This is a genomic window from Streptomyces sp. NPDC024687 (genome assembly GCF_055559055.1).
The window spans coordinates 372,615-393,656 of the sequence record NZ_JBVHLJ010000005.1 but is presented as its reverse complement, the minus strand read 5'-3'; the positions used below and the strand labels follow the sequence as shown (position 1 = coordinate 393,656).

At 71.4% G+C, this 21,042-nt stretch carries 21 protein-coding genes; 12 read left to right on the top strand and 9 right to left on the bottom strand.

The features are described from left to right. Nucleotides 1–28: 28 nt before the first annotated feature. Nucleotides 29–1,087, bottom strand: coding sequence for a right-handed parallel beta-helix repeat-containing protein (locus ACZ39I_RS21930; RefSeq protein ID WP_467246011.1), 1,059 nt, complete (start codon nucleotides 1,085–1,087; stop codon nucleotides 29–31). A 464-nt stretch (nucleotides 1,088–1,551) separates the two neighbouring features. Here ACZ39I_RS21930 and ACZ39I_RS21925 point away from each other — a divergent pair, with 464 nt between their 5' ends. The 4 genes from ACZ39I_RS21925 (at nucleotide 1,552) to ACZ39I_RS21910 (ending at nucleotide 4,500) form a co-directional block, all read left to right on the top strand. Beyond that, nucleotides 1,552–1,755, top strand: coding sequence for a cold-shock protein (locus ACZ39I_RS21925; RefSeq protein ID WP_004986771.1), 204 nt, complete (start codon nucleotides 1,552–1,554; stop codon nucleotides 1,753–1,755). Nucleotides 1,756–1,932: 177 nt separating this feature from the next. Continuing rightward, entirely contained in the window at nucleotides 1,933–3,411 is a 1,479-nt protein-coding gene (locus tag ACZ39I_RS21920) for a DEAD/DEAH box helicase (RefSeq protein ID WP_467246010.1), read from the top strand. A gap of 54 nt (nucleotides 3,412–3,465) precedes the next feature. Then, a complete protein-coding gene (locus ACZ39I_RS21915; protein WP_352387476.1) occupies nucleotides 3,466–3,714 on the top strand; it encodes a CBS domain-containing protein in 249 nt (82 codons plus the stop codon). Between the two features lie 435 nt (nucleotides 3,715–4,149). Further along, complete coding sequence (locus ACZ39I_RS21910) at nucleotides 4,150–4,500, top strand: MerR family transcriptional regulator (RefSeq protein WP_467246009.1); 351 nt, start codon at nucleotides 4,150–4,152, stop codon at nucleotides 4,498–4,500. A gap of 13 nt (nucleotides 4,501–4,513) precedes the next feature. On the opposite strand, the gene ACZ39I_RS21905 is transcribed toward ACZ39I_RS21910, so the two are convergent. Then, nucleotides 4,514–5,248: a DUF4232 domain-containing protein gene (locus ACZ39I_RS21905; protein WP_467246008.1), complete on the bottom strand. Its 735-nt coding sequence runs from the start codon at nucleotides 5,246–5,248 to the stop codon at nucleotides 4,514–4,516. A gap of 187 nt (nucleotides 5,249–5,435) precedes the next feature. On the opposite strand from ACZ39I_RS21905, the gene ACZ39I_RS21900 reads away from it, so the two are divergent. After that, nucleotides 5,436–6,725, top strand: a complete 1,290-nt coding sequence (locus ACZ39I_RS21900; protein ID WP_467246007.1) for a helix-turn-helix domain-containing protein — start codon at nucleotides 5,436–5,438, stop codon at nucleotides 6,723–6,725. 19 nt (nucleotides 6,726–6,744) lie between these two features. On the opposite strand, the gene ACZ39I_RS21895 is transcribed toward ACZ39I_RS21900, so the two are convergent. Both ACZ39I_RS21895 and ACZ39I_RS21890 read right to left on the bottom strand, forming a co-directional pair. Further along, on the bottom strand, nucleotides 6,745–8,064 hold the full coding sequence (locus ACZ39I_RS21895) for a phosphatase PAP2 family protein (protein ID WP_467246006.1): 1,320 nt from the start codon (nucleotides 8,062–8,064) through the stop codon (nucleotides 6,745–6,747). Nucleotides 8,065–8,283: 219 nt separating this feature from the next. Further along, a complete protein-coding gene (locus tag ACZ39I_RS21890; RefSeq protein ID WP_467246005.1) occupies nucleotides 8,284–9,123 on the bottom strand; it encodes a helix-turn-helix domain-containing protein in 840 nt (279 codons plus the stop codon). Between the two features lie 112 nt (nucleotides 9,124–9,235). Between ACZ39I_RS21890 and ACZ39I_RS21885 the strand changes: the two genes are divergently transcribed. The 6 genes from ACZ39I_RS21885 (at nucleotide 9,236) to ACZ39I_RS21860 (ending at nucleotide 16,787) form a co-directional block, all read left to right on the top strand. Continuing rightward, nucleotides 9,236–9,832 carry an NADPH-dependent FMN reductase gene (locus ACZ39I_RS21885; protein ID WP_467246004.1) on the top strand — a complete coding sequence of 199 codons (597 nt, stop codon included), beginning with the start codon at nucleotides 9,236–9,238 and terminating at the stop codon, nucleotides 9,830–9,832. Between the two features lie 485 nt (nucleotides 9,833–10,317). Then, nucleotides 10,318–10,521: a cold-shock protein gene (locus ACZ39I_RS21880; RefSeq protein ID WP_007383480.1), complete on the top strand. Its 204-nt coding sequence runs from the start codon at nucleotides 10,318–10,320 to the stop codon at nucleotides 10,519–10,521. Nucleotides 10,522–10,731: 210 nt separating this feature from the next. Continuing rightward, entirely contained in the window at nucleotides 10,732–12,168 is a 1,437-nt protein-coding gene (locus ACZ39I_RS21875) for a DEAD/DEAH box helicase (RefSeq protein ID WP_467246003.1), read from the top strand. Between the two features lie 119 nt (nucleotides 12,169–12,287). Next, a complete protein-coding gene (locus ACZ39I_RS21870; RefSeq protein ID WP_053852860.1) occupies nucleotides 12,288–12,590 on the top strand; it encodes an SCO5918 family protein in 303 nt (100 codons plus the stop codon). Nucleotides 12,591–12,730: 140 nt separating this feature from the next. Continuing rightward, entirely contained in the window at nucleotides 12,731–15,172 is a 2,442-nt protein-coding gene (locus ACZ39I_RS21865; RefSeq protein WP_467246002.1) for a SpoIIE family protein phosphatase, read from the top strand. Nucleotides 15,173–15,695: 523 nt separating this feature from the next. Continuing rightward, entirely contained in the window at nucleotides 15,696–16,787 is a 1,092-nt protein-coding gene (locus tag ACZ39I_RS21860; RefSeq protein WP_467246001.1) for an ABC-2 transporter permease, read from the top strand. On the opposite strand, the gene ACZ39I_RS21855 is transcribed toward ACZ39I_RS21860, so the two are convergent. From ACZ39I_RS21855 to ACZ39I_RS21845, 3 genes are all read right to left on the bottom strand, one after another. Further along, nucleotides 16,788–17,012, bottom strand: coding sequence for a hypothetical protein (locus ACZ39I_RS21855; RefSeq protein ID WP_467246000.1), 225 nt, complete (start codon nucleotides 17,010–17,012; stop codon nucleotides 16,788–16,790). 46 nt (nucleotides 17,013–17,058) lie between these two features. Beyond that, nucleotides 17,059–18,291, bottom strand: coding sequence for an acyltransferase family protein (locus ACZ39I_RS21850; protein WP_467245999.1), 1,233 nt, complete (start codon nucleotides 18,289–18,291; stop codon nucleotides 17,059–17,061). 547 nt (nucleotides 18,292–18,838) lie between these two features. Then, complete coding sequence (locus ACZ39I_RS21845) at nucleotides 18,839–19,060, bottom strand: hypothetical protein (RefSeq protein ID WP_007383474.1); 222 nt, start codon at nucleotides 19,058–19,060, stop codon at nucleotides 18,839–18,841. Nucleotides 19,061–19,256: 196 nt separating this feature from the next. Here ACZ39I_RS21845 and ACZ39I_RS21840 point away from each other — a divergent pair, with 196 nt between their 5' ends. Further along, nucleotides 19,257–19,523, top strand: coding sequence for a DUF6959 family protein (locus ACZ39I_RS21840; protein ID WP_467245998.1), 267 nt, complete (start codon nucleotides 19,257–19,259; stop codon nucleotides 19,521–19,523). 55 nt (nucleotides 19,524–19,578) lie between these two features. Here the strand turns inward: ACZ39I_RS21840 and ACZ39I_RS21835 are convergent, their stop codons facing one another. After that, a complete protein-coding gene (locus tag ACZ39I_RS21835) occupies nucleotides 19,579–20,109 on the bottom strand; it encodes a TerD family protein (RefSeq protein ID WP_467245997.1) in 531 nt (176 codons plus the stop codon). Nucleotides 20,110–20,228: 119 nt separating this feature from the next. Next, nucleotides 20,229–21,023 carry an inositol monophosphatase family protein gene (locus ACZ39I_RS21830; protein ID WP_467245996.1) on the bottom strand — a complete coding sequence of 265 codons (795 nt, stop codon included), beginning with the start codon at nucleotides 21,021–21,023 and terminating at the stop codon, nucleotides 20,229–20,231. Nucleotides 21,024–21,042: the final 19 nt, after the last annotated feature.

Genomic DNA, 21,042 nt, shown 5'->3' with positions numbered 1-21,042 from the left:
CTTCGAGTTCCTGGATCGCCATGGCCGGTCAGCACATTCCGGCGGGCCTGGAGGCCCGGCAGGTGTTGTGTTCGAAGGTGTTGTCCTTGCCCGCGTCCGTGTTGACGAGGTCCGCCGGGGCGTTGTCCTCCAGCACGTTGTCGGAGATCCGGTTCCGTTCGCTGGGGGTGCCCACGAAGCTCTTGAACAGGACGATGCCGCCCGACAGGGAGGAGGCGCCGGCGTTGCCGATGACGCGGTTGCCCGTCACCAGGGCGTCCTCGGTGCCGGTCAGCACGATCCCGGAGCCCTGCAGCGCGTCCAGCCGCGCGGTCTTCGGACAGGACTTGTTGTTCTTCACGACGGAGTTGTCGCGCACGGTCAGCGCACCGGCCCGCGGCTTGTTCTCGTCGCCCACGACGAAGACGCCCGCGCAGTTGCCGGTGAGGTGGTTGCCCGCGACGGTGAGGTTCCTCAGACGCCGGACGGTGAGGCCGATCCGGTTGCCCTCCAGGCGGTTGTGCTCGACCAGGGTTCCCCCGGTGTCCGCGGCGCCCGCCTCCTCCTTGATGGTGTTGGCGAGGAACAGGCCGGCGTCGCCGTTGTCCCGGGCGGTGTTCTTGCGGAACACCCCGTGCACGGAACGCTCCTGGGCGATCCCCCACACCCCGTTCTTCACCGCGGTCACGTTCCGTACGGTCAGCCCGTCGGTCGCCATGGCGAACACGCCGGTACTGGTGAAGCCGGTCACGGTGAGGGAGGCGATGGTGACGCCCTCGACGTCGTGGTCCTTCGTACCGAGTACGCAGATGCCGTTGCCGGCCTCGGCGCACTTGCCGGTCTTCTTCGGGGCGGGCTCGATGACGGTGCTGCGGCCCATGCCGCTCAGGGTGATCCCGGGCGTGCTCACCATGACGCTCTCGCGATAGGTACCCGGGGTCAGCAGGACGGTGTCGCCCGGCTCGGCGGCGTCCACCGCCTGCTGGATCGACTCTCCGGGGAAGACCACGTGGGTCATCTGGTCGGCGGCGACGGGCGGGGCGGCCCCGAACACCGCCCCGATGATCGCCACAGTGCATGCCAGGCGGGAGATATGAAATCTCATCATATTCGGCACGGTATGGCCTGAAAGGTCGGGAATGAGCGGGATAGTCCATCCGGGGGCGTGTCACGGGTGCGGTCCGCTGCGGGCGCCGGATGTGACGTTCATCGTGATCGCGGGGTTCCGGGGCGTTCGCCGCCGTGCCGTCCCCTGATGCCGAGGACCCCGGCGAATCCGCCATCACCGGAGGTCACAGGGCTGCGGGTGGAGCGCGCGGGAGGTAGGCGGCGTCCAGGGGGGCGCAATATCTGCGCCCGCTGAATGAGATATAGGACCGGGGCACGGCGAGTATTCCCCGAACGTCGGTGCGGTCCACATTTATCGCCCCGCCGGGGCCGATCACCCCGTGCTACTGTCGATCTCAGTTGCAGGTGTGGTTGCCACAAGGTTTTTTCCGACGGGTTAATCAGCACGGCGACACGGGATTCACGCAGGGTGAATTCCGAAACCGCCTCCGAAGGAGAAATGACATGGCTACTGGCACCGTGAAGTGGTTCAACGCGGAAAAGGGCTTCGGCTTCATCGAGCAGGACGGCGGCGGCGCCGACGTCTTCGCCCACTACTCCAACATCGCCGCCCAGGGCTTCCGTGAGCTGCTGGAAGGCCAGAAGGTGTCCTTCGACATCGCGCAGGGCCAGAAGGGCCCGACGGCCGAGAACATCGTTCCGGCCTGACGCTCGGCACCGCCGCGCTAACTTCGCAGCTGGGGCCCGCACCTTGCGGTGCGGGCCCCAGCTCGCGGCATTTCAGGGCGCATCACACACATCGCCTCGGCCCGTTCTCGCGATTCTCTGCGCCGCTCACCGGCTGCGGGAATTCCTTGATACGTGCCGCATCAAGGAAGGTTTCGCATGAATCGCACACGCTCAAATCCCACCCGTGGCCGCTCCGGCGCTCCGTACCGTGGTTCCAGGACGAACGGAAATCGGCAGGCCGTGCAGGGCGAGTTCGCCCCGCCGAAGACGATCACGCCCGCGCTGCCCGCGGTCGAGGCGTTCGCCGACCTCGACATGCCCGAGCGGATGCTGGCCACGCTGGGCCGTGAAGGCGTGACCGCGCCGTTCCCGATCCAGGCGGCGACCCTGCCGAACGCCCTGGCCGGCCGTGACGTCCTCGGCCGTGGCCGCACCGGCTCCGGCAAGACCCTCGCCTTCGGCCTCGCCACCCTGGCCCGTACGGCCGGACAGCGGGCCGAGCCGCGAAAGCCGCTCGCCCTCGTTCTCGTCCCCACCCGTGAGCTCGCCCAGCAGGTCACCGACGCGCTCACCCCCTACGCCCGCTCCGTGAACCTGAAGCTGGCCACCGTCGTCGGCGGCATGTCCATCGGCAGGCAGGCCGGTGCGCTGCGCGCCGGGGCCGAGGTGGTCGTCGCGACGCCCGGGCGGCTCAAGGACCTCATCGACCGCGGCGACTGCCGACTGGACGACGTGGCCATCACGGTCCTCGACGAGGCCGACCAGATGGCCGACATGGGCTTCATGCCGCAGGTCACCGCCCTGCTCGACCAGGTGCGTCCGGGCGGGCAGCGGATGCTGTTCTCCGCCACCCTGGACCGCAACGTCGACAAGCTGGTGCGGAACTACCTGCACGACCCCGTCGTCCACTCGGTGGACCCCTCGGCCGGCGCGGTCACCACGATGGAGCACCACGTCCTGCACGTGCTCGACGCGGACAAGCACCGGACGACCACCGAGATCGCGGCACGGGACGGCCGGGTGATCATGTTCCTGGACACCAAGCACGCGGTGGACCGCCTGACCAAGCACCTGCTGAGCAGCGGCGTGCGCGCCGCGGCCCTGCACGGCGGCAAGTCCCAGCCGCAGCGCACCCGCACCCTCGCCCAGTTCAAGACCGGGCACGTGACCGTGCTGGTGGCGACCAACGTGGCGGCGCGCGGGATCCACGTCGACAACCTCGACCTGGTCGTCAACGTCGATCCGCCCACCGACCACAAGGACTACCTGCACCGCGGCGGTCGTACGGCCCGCGCCGGCGAGTCCGGCAGCGTCGTCACCCTGGTGACCCCGAACCAGCGCCGCGACATGAGCCGGCTGATGGCCTCGGCGGGCATCACCCCCCGGATCGCCCAGGTGCGTTCGGGCGAGGAGGAGCTGAGCCGCATCACCGGGGCCCAGGCGCCTTCCGGTGTCCCGGTCGTCATCACCGCGCCGCAGGCGGAACGCCCCCGCCGCACATCCTCCTCGTCCTCGTCCTCGTCCCCTTCCCGGGGCCGTCGTGGACGCCGGGGCCAGGCGGGCCAGGGCCGCCCCGTGGGCGACGCGGCACGCCGCAGCGCACCGCGCCGGACCGGCTTCGGCTCCGCTGCCTAGGACGGCTGCGCCGGACCGCTCACGACCCCGCCCCCTTCCCCGTAGGAGACACCCATGACGCCGACCCAGACGCCACACGTGATCTTCGACCAGCAGGGGCCCGGGCCCCGGGTCAGTGACGACATGACGGTCGAGGTGGCTCTGTCCCTCATGGCCGGTGCCCGAGTCGATCACCTCGTCCTCTGCGACGGGGACGAGCAGCGCACGGGTGTGGTCACCCTGGCCGGGCTCGCCGTTCTCCGGGACAGCGCCGCCTACACCGACCGGCTCCAGCTGCGGGAGGTCCTCGGCCTCGCCGGCTGATCCACCCTCAGGCCCGATGGGGCCCTGCCGACGCGCGTCGGCAGGGCCCCATCGTCGTATCCCGGCGCGGATCTTCACGTCGAAGGATGTCTGCGTCACACGAGCGCCAAAATCTCCTCTTGTCAGAGTAGACATTGGCTCCTGCCACGGTTACTGTTTTTCTCGTAGACATGGTCAAGCGAGGAAAGAACGGAGGACAGACGCCATCAGGATCGCCCGGCCCGACGTGTTCGGCCCGGGTACCGCAAGACCCCGGATTGGATGGTGGTCCCCGGTCACGCAGCCGCGATCCCCGCACCCCTCCCGTCACCGGGCCGGGTAGCGGAAACAGAAGGTCGGCACAGCAACAGGGCCGACAGATGGTGTTGAATTCCCTTCGGGGCCCCGGTGCCGTACGGCATCGGGGCCCCTCGACGCGTTGCACAACGAGGTGACATGACAGCAGATATTCCACTCGGCGACCGCCTGGACGACGACGACTACCCCGCCTACACGATGGGCCGGGCGGCAGAGATGCTCGGCACCACCCCGGGCTTCCTGCGAGCCATCGGGGAGGCCCGGCTGATCACTCCCCTGCGCTCGGAGGGCGGACACCGCCGGTACTCCCGCTATCAGCTGCGGATCGCCGCCCGCGCCCGCGAGCTCGTCGACCGCGGCACCCCCATCGAAGCCGCCTGCCGCATCGTCATCCTCGAGGACCAGCTCGAGGAAGCGCAGCGCATCAACGCCGAGTACCGCCGCGCCGCGAACTCGACATCCGACAACTCCGGGTCCCGGGCCGGCTGACGGCGCGGTGGTGTCACCAGCTGACGGCGTCGTCCATCGACTGCTGCCAGTAGGTGACCTTGAGCGAGTCGTCCACGTAGACGCCCTTCGCGGACAGCGGCGGGTGGGCGGCCGTGCCGACGCTCTCGTTGCCGGAGCGGCCGTGGAAGTAGACCGTCAGGGACTTCGCGGTGTAGCCGTTCGCGCTGCTGCCGTCGGTCGCGGACAGGCTCACGGAGGCGTACCCGGACTCGCCCGGCGCGAGCGTGACGACCGCCTGCGGCTTCGAGGCCTCGATGACCGGGGGCACGGACTGGGCCTCGCCGAAGCGGACCGCCGGGTAGCCGTACAGGTAACAGCTCTTGCTGCCGGTGTTGGTGACCGTGAGCAGCATGTGGTTCACCGGGCGGGTCAGCGGGGCCGCGACCGTCCTGGTGGTGGAACCCTCGCAGGTGACCGGCTTGCCCGCCCCGGAGGTGGCCGCCTTCGTCGGCACGCCGGTGCGCTCGGCGGACGTCGTGGTGCCGCCGGTGGACCCGGCGCCGGAGGATCCCGTGGAGGCCGACGGGCCGGTGACGGCCGAGGAGCCCGAGGGAGCCGGGGTGGCGGAGGCCGTGGCCTCGGAAGAGACCGCGGTGGAGGGGCTCGTGCCGGCCGCGCGGCCCTCGTCCTCGGTGCCTGCCCCGTCGTTGCACGCGGTCAGCGAGAGCGCGGCGAGGACGGTGGTCGCGGCGGCGGCGACGAGACGGGTGCGGGAGATCTTGGACATGGTGCGGTGCCCCTTCGGAGTTCGGGTGGCGTGGTGATTGGATGACCGAAGCTTGTGAGGTGATCCGTCCCGACCGCCACGTTCAGCGGGCAGTTGGGGACACTGGAACGCCGGAACGGGCTCTGACCAGGGGGAACGCACTGCCCCTGGAACGCTTTGCCGGGATGCTGGGGGTTGAGGGGAACGGGTGTCAGGGGCAACGGGGACCGACCGGCCGGAGGCGTTCGCGCAGCTGCTGCGGGAACTCAAGGACCGGTCGGGGCTGAGCTACGGGACGCTCGCCAAGCGTCTGCACATGAGTACGTCGACGCTGCACCGCTACTGCAACGGCACCGCCGTGCCGGTCGAGTACGCCCCGGTGGAGCGCCTCGCGCGGGTCTGCCGGGCCACACCGCAGGAGCTGGTGGAGCTGCACCGGCGCTGGATCCTGGCGGACGCGGAACGTGGACGCAGGCCGGACCAGGTCGCGGCGAAGGATGCGGGTGAGGCCGCGACCGGGAACGCCGAGCCCGTTGTCGTCGACACCCCTCTCGACACCCCTCTCGACGCCGCCCCGCCGCGTCCTCGCTCCTGGCTCCGTCGTCGCCGTACCGTGCTGATCGCGTCCGTCGCGGTGCTCGCCGCGCTGGGGCCCGTCGCCTACGCCCTGCGCCCGGTGGACACCCGCGCCGGGGACACCACGGCGCCGACGTTCACCGACACCCTGGACACCGGGCCCGCCGCGCAGCCCTCCGCCGGCCCGTCCGCCGGCGCGAGCGCACGCAAGCCGTCCGCGTCGGCCACCGGCTCTCCGAGCGGGACAGCCGGTTCGAAGAGCACCGGGTCCGGCACCGCGAAGGGCGGGGGTGAGCAGGGCGCGGCCCCGGACACCGCCGCCGGCGTCCCGCTCACCGTCGGCGTCCGTCCCTACGTCTACGCGGACCCGTGCAGCCAGCACTTCCTCGTCGACAGCGACCCCGAGCAGGTCGGCCCGCCGGCGCCCGAGCAGGACGCGCCGCGCTGGGCCGCCGCCTACGGGGCCGTCTCCTCGGGCGAGCAGCAGATCGCGCTCACCGTCCAGGGCACCGGCGAGGAGACCGTCGTACTGAACGCCCTGCACGTCCGCTTCCTCACCAAGGGCGCGCCGCTCGCCTGGAACGACTACTCGATGGGCGTCGGCTGCGGAGGCGGTGTCGGCACCAAGTCCTTCGACATCGACCTGGACAACGGCAGCCCCGCGGTCACCGCGAAGAACGGCCAGCGCGACTTCCCGTACAAGGTCAGCGAGTCCGACCCGGAGGTCTTCTACGTCACCGCCCGCGCCAAGGCGCACGACGTCCGCTGGGACCTCAGCCTCGACTGGTCCAGCGGCGGCCGCAGCGGCACGGTCCACCTCAACGACGACGGCAGGCCGTTCCGCACCAGCGCCGACGTGGGCCGCCCGGGCTACGACTATCCGCTGGGCGGCGGCGAGTGGATCGAGCGGACGGGCGGCTGATCCGGGCGTCCGCCGCGGTTCACAGCAGTTCGGGCTGCGGCTGCGGCGCTCGCGCCGGCGGGGTCACCGGTTCCCACCGGGCCACGGTCCGCGTGTAGCCGTAGATCACCGAGCCCATCGCCAGCAGGAGAAGGGGCCCGGCCAGCCAGGGGTACTCGGCCATCTGTACCGGCAGGTAGCGGTACGACAGCAGGAGCGCGAGGAAGACGGCCGTGCCGTAGGCCGTCAGCCGGAGACCGGCGCGGTCCCAGCCGCGGTCGTAGGAGCGCAGGCCCGCCTCGATGGTGAGGGTGAAGACCACGCCGGCGAGGAGGTCCACGCCGTAGTGGTAGCCGAAGCCCAGCGTGGCGCAGAGGGTGGCGATCAGCCAGAAGGTGCCCGCGTACCGCAGGAACCGGGGGCCCGTGCGGGAGTGGATGAGGATCGCGGTGGCCCACGCCGTGTGCAGGCTGGGCATGCAGTTGCGCGGGGTGACCGCGTCGAACGGTATGGAGTGCGGGGCGGATATCGGCGGCGCTGTCTGCGGCCACAGGTTCGCCACCGCCCAGCTCCCGTCGCTCGGTATCTGCGGCGACCACAGGGCGATGGACGCCCAGTGGTCGGTGCCGGTGCCGTAGGCGAAGACCGGGCCGACCACCGGGAAGATCATGTAGATGGCCGGTCCGAGCAGGCCGATCAGCAGGAAGGTGCGCACCAGGTGGTGGCGCGGGAAGCGGCGCTGTGCCGCCACGTGCCGCAGCTGGTACAGCGCGACGATCACCGCGGCCACCGCGAGCTGGCCGTAGATGGTGTCGAGGAAGTTGAAGCCGACCGCTCCGGTAGCGGTGACGAGCCGGCCCATCAGCCACGACGGGTTGCCCAGGGCGTGGTCGGCGTTTGCGAGGTACGGGTCGAGCACCTGCGGCCGGCTCTTCGCGGTGATGAGCAGCCAGGTGTCACCGGTCTTGCGGCCGGCCACCAGCAGCAGGCCCAGCCCGACGCCCTTCAGCAGCAGGACGCGGTCCGCACCGGTGCGGCGGGTGAGGGCGATGACCGCGCAGCCCACGATCACCCACAGCGCGCCGTTGCCGAAGGGGTGGCCGTGGGTCACCTCGATGTCGCACACCCACCGGACCACCACGAAGGCGAGGTCTATGCCGATCGCGGCACCGAACGCGAGGAACCGCTGCCGCCAGGTCAGCACCACCGTCATCAGTGCCAGGCCGGCGTACAGCAGGGGGCCCGACTTGGGCGGGCACACGAACTCTCGCGCCTGGGTGGTGAGCGGTCCCGGCAGGCCGTAGTGGTGGGCGGCGCACTCCATCGCGACGAAGAACCCGAGGGCCACGACGGCCCCCACGGCCCAGAGCCTCGCTCGCGAAGGAATCCGCGGTGGCATTTCTATCACTTTCAGCCAGTTTCACTAGATGCTCGTCAGAACCGCCTGCCCGACTGTGGAAGAGGGAAGGAGCGCCGTCCGGGTTCCTGCGTCCACCCTAAGAAACCCGGCCGACCGAAGATGCAGGGTATGACATGGCAGCACTAATCGAACACCGGACGGCGGGGGTCCGGCCGGCTGTCAGGAGATGGCTCTCAGTCCGCCGTGGGCCGGACGGCGCAGTTCGTCGACCGCCCGGTCCGTCGCCTCGTCCGCGGGCAGGAGGACGACCAGCTGCTGTGCGTCCGCGGAGAGCTCGAGGGTCTCGCGGACCAGCCGGAGTTCGGGTCCGGAGGGATGCCGCAGCCGGAGGTCCCCGCGCCGCGGCACGACGTGGCGGTTCAGGCGGCGGGTGAGTTCGGGGCCCGCGACGGGTGCGAGTTCCGCGGTGAACCACTCGTGGGAGTCGAGAGACGGCCCCAGCCACAGGTCGAAGGCCCGCTCGTCCGCGATGTCGTCCCAGTCGGCGAAGAACGACCGGGCGCGGGGGTCGGTGAAGACGTACCGGGTGAGGTTCGGGGTCTCGGAGTCGAGCAGTCCCGTCCCGTTCGTCACCGCCTCGAACGCACCGGTGTGGGCGAGGACGTCGCCCATCCGGTTGGTCACCAGGGCGATGCCCGGCTCCAGCAGGCGCAGTGTCCGCAGTACGGAGGGCCGTACGTGACGCGACGGCGGGGCGGGCCGAGCGTGGTGGGCCACGCACTCACCGCCGCTGATCTTCGTGAGGTAGCGCAGGTGGGTGCGCTCGGCGGCGTCCAGGCTGAGCGCGTCGGCCAGGGCGTTGACCACGGCGATCGAGGGGTTGCGGTCGCGGCCCTGCTCGATGCGGGTCAGGTACTCGACGCTGATGCCGGCCCGGGCGGCGAGATCCGATCGCCGTAGCCCCGGTGACCTGCGGCGGCCGTGGTCCGGCAGGCCCAGCGACTCCGGCTGGATACTGTCCCGCTTGGCCCGGACGAAATCCCCCAGTGGTGTCCCCATGACCCGAGCATAGGTTCCGCGCCGCCGCCTGCGCAGGGCTCAGGGTGGCCCTGCGGGGGCCAGCCTCAGCCCGGTCTGGCTGTGGTCGCGGAGCGGTCCGATCGTGGTGGGCATGGCAAACGACAAGCACAAGCTGGTGGTCATCGTCGGAAGCGTCCGCGAAGGGCGGTTCGGGCCGGTCGTGGCCTCGTGGGTCGCCGAGCAGGCCGCGGCGCACGGGGGGTTCGAGGTGGAGATCGTCGACCTGGCCGGGATCGACGTCCCGTTGGCCCTGCCCGCGGTGTCGCCGAAGTACGCGGGGGACGACTATCCGCGGCCGGCCGGGATGGAGCCGCTGACGTCGGCCCTGGAGAGCGCCGACGCGTTCATCGTGGTCACGCCGGAGTACAACCACAGCTACCCCGCGTCCCTGAAGGCCGCGATCGACTGGCACTTCACCCAGTGGACGGCCAAGCCCGTCGCCTTCGTCAGCTACGGCGGCGCGGCGGGCGGGCGCCACGCGGTGCTGCACCTGGAGAACGTCCTGACCGAACTGCACGCGGTCACCGTCCGCGACGGCCTCGCCTTCCCCAACTACTTCACCGCGTGGCAGGACGGCCGCCCCCTGGACCCGGAGGCCGCCGGATACGCCAAGACCCTGCTGGAACAGCTGTCCTGGTGGGCGGGCGCCCTGCGCTCGGCCCGCGAGACCACGCCGTACCCGGCCTGAGTCGGCGACGAGTCGGCATCCGAGCGTGTGGTGGATCACGCCGGGCGTCGGGGGGTGCTTCTCGGGGACTTCGGGCGGGCGCAAAAGTCTGGTGTGGTGACGTCACATATGCGGGTGCGTGGGCCTTGGACATACACCATGGGGCGGGCCGCCGACATCCCGCTGTCCTGGAGGACCCGCTCACCGAGGCCTCCGCCCGAACGAGGAGATGTGCCGACGGCCGGACGAATAACTGTCACGGCCGCAACAGAATCCCGGGCGGGGCCCTGCAAGGTTTTCGACCAGGGCGCCACCACGATTCAAGTCGGTGTAGATCCACCCACCTACCCTGTGTTACCGTGATAAAAGTTGCAGTTTTGGTTTCCGGAGAATTTCTTTATTGAACTTCACCGGCGTCTTTCCGGATCTTCCGGAGGGGAGTCCATCGCGGCGACTCGAGGTCCGTACAGTGCGGGTCTCGGCACTGCCCCCTAGGGAGATTCAATATGGCATCTGGCACCGTGAAGTGGTTCAACGCGGAAAAGGGCTTCGGCTTCATCGAGCAGGACGGTGGCGGCGCGGACGTGTTCGCGCACTACTCCAACATCGCCACCTCCGGCTTCCGCGAGCTTCAGGAAGGCCAGAAGGTTACCTTCGACGTCACGCAGGGCCAGAAGGGCCCGCAGGCCGAGAACATCGTTCCCGCCTGACGCTGACGCGTATCTTCACGGCTGGGGCCCGCACTCTTGGGGTGCGGGCCCTGTCCCATTGCCCGTGAACAATCTGATTGTCCCGAAGAATCTTATTATCTTCGCTTTGTTTCTCCCCGGCTCTTTCTTGCGAATTCTCGTGCGGCTTCGCCGCGCCCAGCAGGAATTCCTCGACACGTGCCGCACGCATCGAGGAAGGGTTCCCCTCCCATGAACCGCACCCGTCGTACCGGGAACAACGGGAACAGCACGTCCCGCCTGCACTCCCGGGGCGCGAGCCACCAGCGTTCCCGCCCGGCCGCCGCACCTCGCGGCGAGTTCACCCTCCCCACCACCGTCACCGAGGCCCTGCCCGCGGTGGAGGCGTTCAGTGAGCTGGACCTGCCCGAGCGTCTGCAGGCCGCGCTCCTCGCCGAGGGTGTGACCACCCCCTTCCCCATCCAGGCCGCGACCCTGCCGAACTCGCTGGCCGGCCGTGACGTCCTCGGCCGTGGCCGCACCGGCTCCGGCAAGACGCTCGCCTTCGGTCTGCCGCTGCTGGCCCGCCTGGACGGACAGCGCGCCGAGCCCCGGCACCCGCTCGCCCTGGTCCTCGTACCGACCCGCGAACTGGCCCAGCAGGTCACCGACGCGCTCACCCCCTACGCGCGGGCGCTGCGCCTGCGCGCGGCCACCGTCGTCGGCGGCATGTCGATCGGCCGGCAGGCGTCCGCGCTGCGGGCCGGCGCCGAGGTCCTCGTGGCGACGCCCGGCCGGCTCAAGGACCTCATCGAGCGCGGCGACTGCAGCCTGAACCAGGTCACCATGACCGTCCTGGACGAGGCCGACCAGATGACCGACATGGGCTTCATGCCCCAGGTCACCGCCCTGCTCGACCAGGTACGCCCCGACGGCCAGCGGATGCTGTTCTCGGCCACGCTCGACCGCAACATCGACCGGCTGGTGCGCAACTACCTGCACGACCCGGTGGTGCACTCGGTCGACCCGTCGGCGGGCACCGTCACCACGATGGACCACCACCTCCTGCACGTCCGGGACGACGACAAGCACGCCACCGCCACCGAGATCGCCGCCCGCGAGGGCCGCGTGATCATGTTCCTGGACACCAAGCACGCGGCGGAGCGCCTGGCCAAGCACCTGCTGTCGGTGGGCGTGCGGGCCTCGGCGCTGCACGGCGGCAAGTCCCAGCCGCAGCGCACCCGCACCCTCGGCCAGTTCAAGGACGGCCAGGTGAGCGTGCTGGTGGCCACCAACGTCGCGGCCCGCGGGATCCACGTGGACGACGTCGACCTCGTCGTCAACTTCGACCCGCCCGCCGATCACAAGGACTACCTGCACCGCGGCGGCCGTACCGCACGCGCCGGCGAGTCCGGCACCGTGGTCACCCTGGTCCTGCCGCACCAGCGGCGCGCGGTGGACCGTCTGATGTCCGACGCCGGCGTCACCGCGCAGACCACCCGGGTCCGTCCGGGCGAGGCCGAGCTGAACCGCATCACCGGCGCCCGCACCCCCTCCGGCGTGCCCGTCGTCCTCCCCGCTCCGGCGCCCGCCGAGACCCCGAAGCGCTCCGGGTCCGCGGGACGCGGCCGCAGCAGCCGCCCCGCGCGGGGCCGGGGCGGCCGCCGCTCCACCCCCACCAGCCGATAGCCGTACGACCCACTGACGGGCCCGGTGGCCGCGCCGCCGGCGTCCCCGTCGAGAAGGAGACGAACAGGGCCGCACCCTGGCCGTTCTCACCGTCACGTCCCCGCCCCCGTGGAGGCACCATGCGCATCGTCATCGCACGTTTTCCCTTCGACCTGACCATGAGCGAGGTCGAGAGGTCGATGGACGGCGTCCAGCCCGAACCCGCCACCGGCCTGTGTGTGACCGTCGGCCCCCACGTCTACCCGGTCAAGCAGGTCGGCCAGGTGATCACCCGGCAGGACCGCCGCGACTTCACCGCCAGCGAGGTGGGCAGGGCCCTGACCCGGCTCGGCTTCACCTGCCACGAGGTCCAGCCGCCCCGCCAGGAAGCCTTCAACGACCCGGCCGCGTCCCTCCCCTGGGCCGACACCCCGCTGGGCTGACGCATCCCGGGCGCACGGCACGGCGGTCCGCCGCGATCACCCCGTTCCGTTCCCTCTCCCCGCTGCCCCGTGCAAGACTGCGGCTCCTCACGGCAGCGCCGCCGCTTGAGCGGGGGCCTGTGCGGCGGGACGCTGGGAGCATGGACGGCAGGGGCGGCACACCCGGAGGCACCGTGGAGGGACGCGTACCCGAGGACCTGGCGGTCGTCGTCGACGCCGGCGGGACCATCACGGTGTGGAGCGCCGGGGCGCGTCAGCTGCTCGGATACGAGGCCGAAGAGGTCGTAGGACGACCGGCGGCCGCCCTCCTCGCCGTCGGCCTGCCCGAGTCCGCGCGCCGCCATGTGGCCGAGGGCCGGCCCTGGGCCACCGAGGTCGCACTGCGGCACCGGGGCGGCGGCCGGGTCGTCGTACGGCTGAAGGGAACACCGCTCGCGGACGGCGACGGCGCGCGGCCGTGGCTGGTGACCGCAGCCGCCCAGGAGCACATGGCCGGGCCCGTCGAACCGGACGCGGAGGCCCTGTGGGACCTCACGCTCGCGCAGCTGCCCGTGCCGGTGGCGGTCTACGACACCGAGGCCCGGCTGGTGGCGGCCAACGAGGTCATGACCCGGGTGATGGGCCGCACCCTGGCCGAGATGCGCGGTCTGACCCTGTGGGAGATCGAGCCGAACCCGCCCTTCGACGAGTACGACCGCCTCCAGCGGCAGGTGCTGCGCACCGGCGAGCCGCTCTTCCACGAGAGCTTCGGACAGGCACCCGGCGAGGTCCGGGGCCACGCCTGGTCGATGTTCCTCTCCCCGCTGAAGGACGAGAGCGGGGCGCTGCGGGGCCTGTCCGCGGCCGTCTTCGACACCACCGAGCAGTACTGGGCCCGCCGCCGCCTCGCGGTCCTCAACGACGCCGGCCTCCGCATCGGTAGCACCCTGGACGTGACCCGGACCGCCGAGGAACTGGCCGAGGTGGCGGTGACCGGCTTCGCGGACTTCGTCACCGTGGACCTGCTGGAGTCGGTCGCCCTCGGCGCGGAACCGGAACCGGTGCCGCCGGAGCGGCCGGTCACGGTACGCCGTACGGCGCAGCGATCGGTCCTCGACGGCTGCCCGGAGTCGGCGGTGGCGTCCGGCGAGAGGACGTTCTACCCCGTGGACACGCCCCCGATGCAGACCCTGATCGCCGGCCGCGGCACCCGGGCGGAGCCCCTGGACCCCGGGATGCAGGAGTGGGTCGACTCCTCCCGGGCCCGTGCCGAGTCCGTGGCCAAGTACATGATCCACTCGGTGATGATGGTGCCGCTGCGCGCCCGCGGGGTCACCCTCGGCCTGGTGCACTTCCTGCGGCACCGCACGACGGAGCCCTTCAGCGACGACGATCTGCTGCTCGCCGAGGAGATCGTCGCGAGGGCCGCGGTGAGCGTGGACAACGCCCGCCGCTACACCCACGAACGCCGTACCGCGCTCACCCTCCAGCGCAGCCTGCTGCCCGAACGCCCGCCGGACCTCGCGGCCATGGAGGTGGCGTACCGCTATCTCCCGGCGGGCTCCGGCGCGGACGTGGGCGGGGACTGGTTCGACGTCATCCCGCTGTCCGGCGCCCGGGTCGCGCTGGTCGTGGGCGACGTGGTGGGCCACGGCATCCACGCCTCGGCGACGATGGGCCGCCTGCGCACGGCCGTACGCACCCTCGCGGACGTGGACCTCGCGCCCGACGAACTCCTCACCCAGCTGGACGACCTGGTCGTCAGGCTCGACCGGGAGGAGGGGCCGGAGACGCGCGGCGGCCGGCCCTCGGAGAGCGTGACCGCGGGCGAGGTGGGGGCCACCTGCCTCTACGCCGTCTACGACCCGGTCTCGCGCCGCTGCACGATGGCCCGCGCCGGCCACCCGCCGCCGGCCGTGGTCACCCCGGGCGGCGAGGTCCGCTTCCTGAACCTGCCGGCCGGGCCGCCCCTGGGCCTGGGCGGCCTGCCGTTCGAGTCCGTCGAGGTGGAACTGGAGGAGGGCAGCCTGCTCGCCCTCTACACCGACGGGCTGGTCGAGGCGGCCGACCGGGACATCGAGGTCGGTCTGAACCTGCTGGGCGGAGCCCTCGCCGACAGGGCGGGTCCGCTGGAGGAGACCTGCGACGACGTCCTGCGCACGGTCCTGCCCGCCCGCCCGGCCGACGACATCGTCCTGATGCTGGCCCGCACCTCGGCCCTGGACGCGGCGAGGGTGCGCACCTGGCACCTCGAGCGCGACCCGGCGGCGGTGGCCCGGGCGCGGAAGGCGGCAAGCGAGCAGGTCACTGCGTGGGGGCTGGGGGAAGCGTCCTTCGCGACCGAACTGATCGTCAGCGAGCTGGTCACGAACGCCGTCCGCTACGGCGACGACCCCGTCGTCCTGCGCCTGATCCGTGACTCCGCGCTGATCTGCGAGGTCTCCGACGGCAGCAGCACGGCTCCGCACCTGCGGCGGGCGCGGGTGTTCGACGAAGGCGGGCGGGGACTGCTGCTGGTCGCGCAGATGGCGGAGCGGTGGGGAAGCCGTCAGACGGCCACGGGGAAGACGATCTGGGCGGAGCTGGGGTTACCGGACGAGTAGGTCTCCGGGGCGGGGCCTGTCTCCCGGCGGATATGTCTCCGGGCGGGGCCTGTCTCCCGGCGGGCCTGTCTCCGGCTGGGCCCGTCTCCCAGCGGATCTGTCTCCGGGCGCGTCCGTCTCCCAGCGGGCCTGTCTCCGGACGGATCCGTCTCCGGGCGGGTCCATCTCCCTGGGCCTGTCTCCGGGGCGGATCCGTCTCGGAGCGGGTCCGTCTCCCGGTGGGCCCGTCTCCTGGCGGGCCTGTCTCTGGGCGGACCTGTCCCCCGGCGGATCCGTCTCCCGGCGGGCCTATCTCTGGGCGGACCTGTCCCCCGGCGGATCCGTCTCCCGGCGGGCCTGTCCCCCCGGCGGGTCCGGCCCCCGGCGGCCTGTACCCCGGTCGGGTCCGCCCCCCGGCGGGTCCGTCTCCGCGCATCTGGCTCCGGTGGGTCCGTCTTGCGGTGGTTAGGTCTGTCGGGTTGGCCGGTTCAGGCGTGACGGTAAACGGAACAGCGAATTCATCCGCCTGTGCGACGATGCGCCCGTGAACGCACCCTCCAGCCCTTCCGCCGGCCCAGAACCCACGGCGCCGGCCCCCAAGTCCCCTGGATTCGCGGCGGAGTTCAAGGACGCCGTGACGCTCCGGGCGTTCGGCCTGGTCCTTGGCGGCCTGCTGGTCCAACTGGCCTTCGTGGTCTCGTACGTCGGCGCCTTCCACTCCCCGACCCCGCAGCGCATCCCGGTGGCCGTGGTGGCCCCCCAGCAGGCATCGGCGAAGATCGTCGCCCAGCTCAACGCACTGGACGGCGAACCGGTGAAGGCGATGGCGGCCTCCAGTACGGCCGTTGCCCGCGAGTGGGTCATGACGCGCCGCACGGACGCGGCCTTCCTCTTCAGCCCGAACGGCACCAAGGACACCCTGCTCGTCGCCTCGGCGGGCGGCCCGTCGGTCTCCCAGACGGCCACCCAGATCGCCCAGAAGATCGAGGCGTCCGAGAAGCGCCAGATCTCGGTGACGGATATCCGCCCCCCGAACCCCGGCGACGGCCGCGGCATGACGTCCTTCTACCTGGTCCTGGGCTGGGTGATCGGCGGCTACCTCACGGCGACCATCATGGGCATGGCGTCCGGCTCCCGCCCCGCGAACCGCCCCCGCACCCTGATCCGCCTGGCGGTCCTGATCCCGTACGCGGTGGTGTCGGGCGTGGCCGGAGCGGTGATCGTGGGCCCGGTGTTCGACGCCCTGGGCGGCCACTTCTGGGCGCTGAGCGCGATCGGAACGCTGACCGTCCTTGCCTCGGCGGCCACGGCACTGGCCCTGCAGACCCTGCTGGGCCTGCTCGGCACGGGCCTGGTCGTGCTCCTCTTCGTGGTCCTCGGCAACCCGAGCTCGGGCGGCGTCTACCCGGCCCCCCTGCTCCCCGCCTTCTGGAGCGCGATCGGCCAGGCCCTGCCGCCGGGCGCGGGGACGACGCTGGTCCGCAACACGGTGTACTTCTCGGGGCACGCGACAAGTTCGGCGCTGTGGGTGCTGGGGGCGTACGCGGTGGGCGGAGCGGTGTTGGCCTGGGGTGCGTCGTGGTGGCGGGAACCCCGGGGCGCCGACACGGCGACGGAGCCCTCGGGGACCGTCTGACTACACCTCGTCCGTGGCGAACAGGTCGAGGTGTCCGCACTTGGGGCAGCGGAAAGCCGCTATCTGGCGTCGAGGGCGGCCCAGCCGCTTGGCGCCGCCGAAGATTCCCCGCTCCAGTGCGCCCTCGATCCACCGCGCGTAGCCACGGGAGTGATCGCCGGTGTCCTCGATGAAACCCTCGGTCAGACCGACGGTGCCGCAGTGCGCGCACGTGTGGTTGCTCATCCCGCGAGTGTAGGAAACGGCGGGCCGCGGCGGATCACCGATGCCCCTACGTCGCAGCCGCCAGCGCCGGTGCCGGCGTCCTCGCCGTGTGCGCCCTGCGTAGGAACGGCCGCTCGACGGCGTAGTACGACAGCAGCGCCATCAGCAGCGTCAGCACCACCGTCCACGCGAGTCGTCCCTCCTGCACGCCGAGGGAGGCCAGGAGCCGCACCACCGGGTAGTGCCACAGATAGATCCCGTAGCTCAGGTTGCGGCCCACCCAGGCCAGGGGGGTCAGGGCCAGCAGGCGGGAGAGCCGGTCCGCCGGGCGCAGTTCCAGGGCGGTGACCAGAGTGGCGGAGAGGGCCGCCACGGCGAGGAAGCCGATGGTGTACCACGCGGCCGTCCAGGCGCCGAGGTCCTCGGTGACCGGTACCTGCCAGGCGATGAGGCCCAGCAGGGCGAGGGCCGGCCACGCGAGGCGGCCGGACCAGGTGCGCAGGACGGCCAGGCGGGGGTCGTCGGAGCGCAGGCGCGCCAGGGCCACGGCGACCAGGGCGCCGGCCAGCAGCTGGTCGGCGCGGGTGTCGGTGCCGTTGTAGATGCGGTGGGCCGCCTCCGGGTTCCACAGGACGCAGCGCCACAGAAGGGGGAGCACGCACAGGGCGGCCGTGCAGAGAAGGACCGTACGGGCCCGGACCCGTCGCAGGAGGAAGAGCAGGGCCAGCGGCCACAGCAGATAGAACTGCTCCTCCACGCCCAGCGACCAGGTGTGGGCGAGCGGGCTCGTGAGGTCGGAGTAGGGGCCGGACTCCATGGCCCGTACGACGTTGGTGAGGAAGGCGGCCGACAGGCCCGCGGCCTGGAGCGAACCGTCGAAGCCCCACAGGGACGTCGTCGACGCGAGCAGTACGCAGACCGCGCACAGGGCCAGCAGGGCGGGGACCAGCCGCAGCCAGCGGCGGCGGTAGAACGACATGAGGGAGATGCCGCCGCGGCGGACGTACTCGGCGACCAGCAGGCGGGTGATGACGAAGCCGCTGATGGTGAAGAAGACGTCCACGGCGACCGCGCCGCCCGGCAGCACGTCGGGCTCCACGTGGTGGACGATGACCAGCGCGACCGCGAGGGTGCGCAGTCCGTCCAGACCGCTCACCCGGCCGGTGCGGGACACCGCGGACGGAAAACCCCGGCTCGCACGGGGTGCGACCGGGGCCGGGGGTCTGCGGACGCCGACCGCCGCGTCCGCTCCTTCCTGCTCCGCGTCCGCCACAGCCGTCGAGTCCGGTGCCTTCGCCATGAAAGAGATCTCTTCCCACCTGCCCGCTGAAACGAGTAATCCCGGTGCGCCTAACCGGAAATCACGCTCGCATGCCTCACTGGGCACGGGCTGTGCGGAATCACGGCAGCATCACAGGACACGCACAGGGTGAGCTTGGGCACACGCGGCACAAAGGGCGGGCGTGGCGCAGGTACGGCTGACGAGGCCGGTTGCCGGAATCCGGGTCCCCTGGCCGGCGCGTACGGCGCGGGCCAGGGTGACGGCACGACCCAGAAGCGCGTCCACTGGGTGATCCGCGCTCCGGACGGCGACTACGGAAAGGAGTTCACCGGGCAGCACTGTCTGACCTCACCGCACCCTCGGTGAGGCGGGGGTCTCTTGTCAGGTGACGGGACGGGAGCTAGGCCGCTTCGGGCCGCGGGAAGGTCTCGTCCTCGTCGTCCCCGAAGTCCGGGGCCTGGAAGGGGTTCGTGGTGGGGGGCGGCAGGGCCGCGGGGGTGCGCTGGGGCTGCCCTTCAGGGGCGGAGAACAGCGAGGTCAGATCGATGAGAGAGGGTCCTTTCTCCTACAGCTTGGTCATCTTCGAGTACGGACTCAGGATCCGCATCTGCGACGAGCCGAAATCGACGAGTACCGCGATTCCGTCCTCGACGCCGATCACCCGGCCGAGACCGTACATGTCGTGTGTGACCTGGTCGCCCACCGCGAAGTGCTTGGGAGCGGGTGCGACCGGTGCCTTGAAGGGGCTGGTGGGCAAGTGACGCTTCTGTGCAGCAGGCTTTGTCATCTTCCTCAGTATGCGCCTACGGCCGCCCGGCCCGCGCCGTCTGTCCAGGACCGATACGAACACGCAACGGGCCACGATCCGCGGAAGCCGCCCCGGAGACCGCCGTGAACGGCCCGGAAGGGGGTGCCACCAGGGTCTTCGGGCTCGATCGCACCACTCTGTCGGAGAACGTAGGAGGGCCGGATCGGATGGTCCGGTGGAACGCGTCGAAGCAGAACTGTTCACGTCCGGCGGCAACAATGCCGTGGTCCGCCTGCCCGGCCGCCGCTTCCCCGGCGTCCTGGTGCAGGGTGACTCCCTGCACATCCTGCGCACCGAGGTGGCCGAGATCGCCGAGGCGTGCAAACGGGACGATCCGGCAGAGGCCCGTGACTCGGCGGGCCTCCTCCTGAGCGGCCTCGACGATCTCCTGGCCGCCTACGAGACAGCGCTCGCGGACCACGGGATCCGTCGGCCGTACTGAAACGACCTGCCGGCGCCAGCCGCGCATCGCCGCCGGCTCAGTGCCGTCGGGCCCCTCACCCCCGTACGCTGCCCATCTCCGCCATGAAGGCCGCCGGGGCGCTGTCGAAGCCGCGGATCAGTTCTCCGAGGTGCCATGACCCGGAGGTGTCCCGGGTGAACTCCGCGATCGTCGCGGCCGTGGCGTCCGTGAGGCGCGTGAAGTCGTCGGACAGGAGTTGCCGGTAGCCCTCGACGACGAGCACTCCGGCGTGGGAGAGGTCGCCGAAGGTGCGGGGGCCGCCGTTCTGGTGGATGGCGACGCCGACCACCACCCGGCCGTAGGCGGACGACAGGCGCTCGAACTCCAGCTCCATCACCTCGACGTAGCCGAGGCCGAGGCCGGTCTCGCTGTGCCGGGTCATGGTGATGGTGCCGTCCGGCGAGCGGCTCTCGGTGTGCACGAGGTACTCCGGCCGCCCGTACGGGTCGCCCGCCGCGTAGGTCGCGGCGACGATGTCGAGGTGCCGGGCCGGTTCCCCGTAGGCGCTCGGATCCCACTTGAGCCGCACCTGGACCCTGCCAAGACCCGCACCATCGCCATGCATCAAGCCGCTCCCCGTCGGAGTTCCCCGGGACTTCCCCGCTTGCTGAAGTATGTGCTCCGGCCGGTCTCTTGATACCTCACTGGCGGTTATCTCCTGGTCAGATCTCGACCGGGAGGCCGTCAGCCGGCCGCCGCCCCCGACCTGTGCCAGAGGTCGCTCGTCTCCTCGGCGGCGCCGGGCGCCACGAGCAGCAGGGGTTGGTTGTGGGACGGCAGTTCGGGAACGGCCACCGCTCCCGCCTCGCGCGCGATCAGCAGCGCCGGGAGTCCGTCGACGGCGTGGAAGGAGCCGATCGCCGCCGCCGTCGCCCGGCCCGCCGCCACCTGCGCGAGGGACAGTGCCGTCGATCCCATCACGCGCACCGTGCAGTGCCGGTCGGCGAGTTCGGCGAGGAGGGCGTCCATGCCGGGCCAGTGGGCGTGCGCCGCCCACTCGGTGAGGAAGACGTGGCCGGTGAGGGTGGTGTGGGCGGCCGCGTGCACCCGGGTGCCGTTCAGGTACGCACCGCGCCCCTGGACGGCCGTGAACGTCTCGCCTCGCCAGGGGTCCGCGACCACGCCGAGCAGCGGGGTGCCGTCGGCGGCGGCCAGGCCCAGCGAGAAGGAGCACCAGCCCAGTCCGTGGGCGTAGTTGGTGGTGCCGTCGACCGGGTCGATCACCCAGTGCGGGGCGCCGGCCGAACCCTCCGTCGTGCCGTACTCCTCGCCGACGATCCCGTGGTCGGGGAAGGCCCGCCCGAGCACCTCGCGGGTGTGGGTCTCCACCGCCTCGTCGGTGGCGGTCACGATGTCCGCGGGTCCGTCCTTCTCCCGCACCTCGGCAGCCGGGTCGCGCGGGCGCCGGATCGCCTCCGCCGCCCAGGCCGCGAGTTCCGTCGCGACCTCCAGTGCCCGGTCGAGATCCACGTCAGCCACAGCTCGTCACCAGTCCCTC

Coding starts and splice junctions, on each gene's coding strand:
- ACZ39I_RS21835 (WP_467245997.1), bottom strand. CDS start 20,109: ATGCATGGCGATGGTGCGGGTCTTGGCAGGGTCCAGGTGCGGCTCAAG.
- ACZ39I_RS21890 (WP_467246005.1), bottom strand. CDS start 9,123: ATGGGGACACCACTGGGGGATTTCGTCCGGGCCAAGCGGGACAGTATC.
- ACZ39I_RS21915 (WP_352387476.1), top strand. CDS start 3,466: ATGACGCCGACCCAGACGCCACACGTGATCTTCGACCAGCAGGGGCCC.
- ACZ39I_RS21905 (WP_467246008.1), bottom strand. CDS start 5,248: ATGTCCAAGATCTCCCGCACCCGTCTCGTCGCCGCCGCCGCGACCACC.
- ACZ39I_RS21870 (WP_053852860.1), top strand. CDS start 12,288: ATGCGCATCGTCATCGCACGTTTTCCCTTCGACCTGACCATGAGCGAG.
- ACZ39I_RS21885 (WP_467246004.1), top strand. CDS start 9,236: ATGGCAAACGACAAGCACAAGCTGGTGGTCATCGTCGGAAGCGTCCGC.
- ACZ39I_RS21930 (WP_467246011.1), bottom strand. CDS start 1,087: ATGATGAGATTTCATATCTCCCGCCTGGCATGCACTGTGGCGATCATC.
- ACZ39I_RS21845 (WP_007383474.1), bottom strand. CDS start 19,060: ATGACAAAGCCTGCTGCACAGAAGCGTCACTTGCCCACCAGCCCCTTC.
- ACZ39I_RS21910 (WP_467246009.1), top strand. CDS start 4,150: ATGACAGCAGATATTCCACTCGGCGACCGCCTGGACGACGACGACTAC.
- ACZ39I_RS21920 (WP_467246010.1), top strand. CDS start 1,933: ATGAATCGCACACGCTCAAATCCCACCCGTGGCCGCTCCGGCGCTCCG.
- ACZ39I_RS21850 (WP_467245999.1), bottom strand. CDS start 18,291: ATGGCGAAGGCACCGGACTCGACGGCTGTGGCGGACGCGGAGCAGGAA.
- ACZ39I_RS21875 (WP_467246003.1), top strand. CDS start 10,732: ATGAACCGCACCCGTCGTACCGGGAACAACGGGAACAGCACGTCCCGC.
- ACZ39I_RS21865 (WP_467246002.1), top strand. CDS start 12,731: ATGGACGGCAGGGGCGGCACACCCGGAGGCACCGTGGAGGGACGCGTA.
- ACZ39I_RS21880 (WP_007383480.1), top strand. CDS start 10,318: ATGGCATCTGGCACCGTGAAGTGGTTCAACGCGGAAAAGGGCTTCGGC.
- ACZ39I_RS21925 (WP_004986771.1), top strand. CDS start 1,552: ATGGCTACTGGCACCGTGAAGTGGTTCAACGCGGAAAAGGGCTTCGGC.
- ACZ39I_RS21855 (WP_467246000.1), bottom strand. CDS start 17,012: ATGAGCAACCACACGTGCGCGCACTGCGGCACCGTCGGTCTGACCGAG.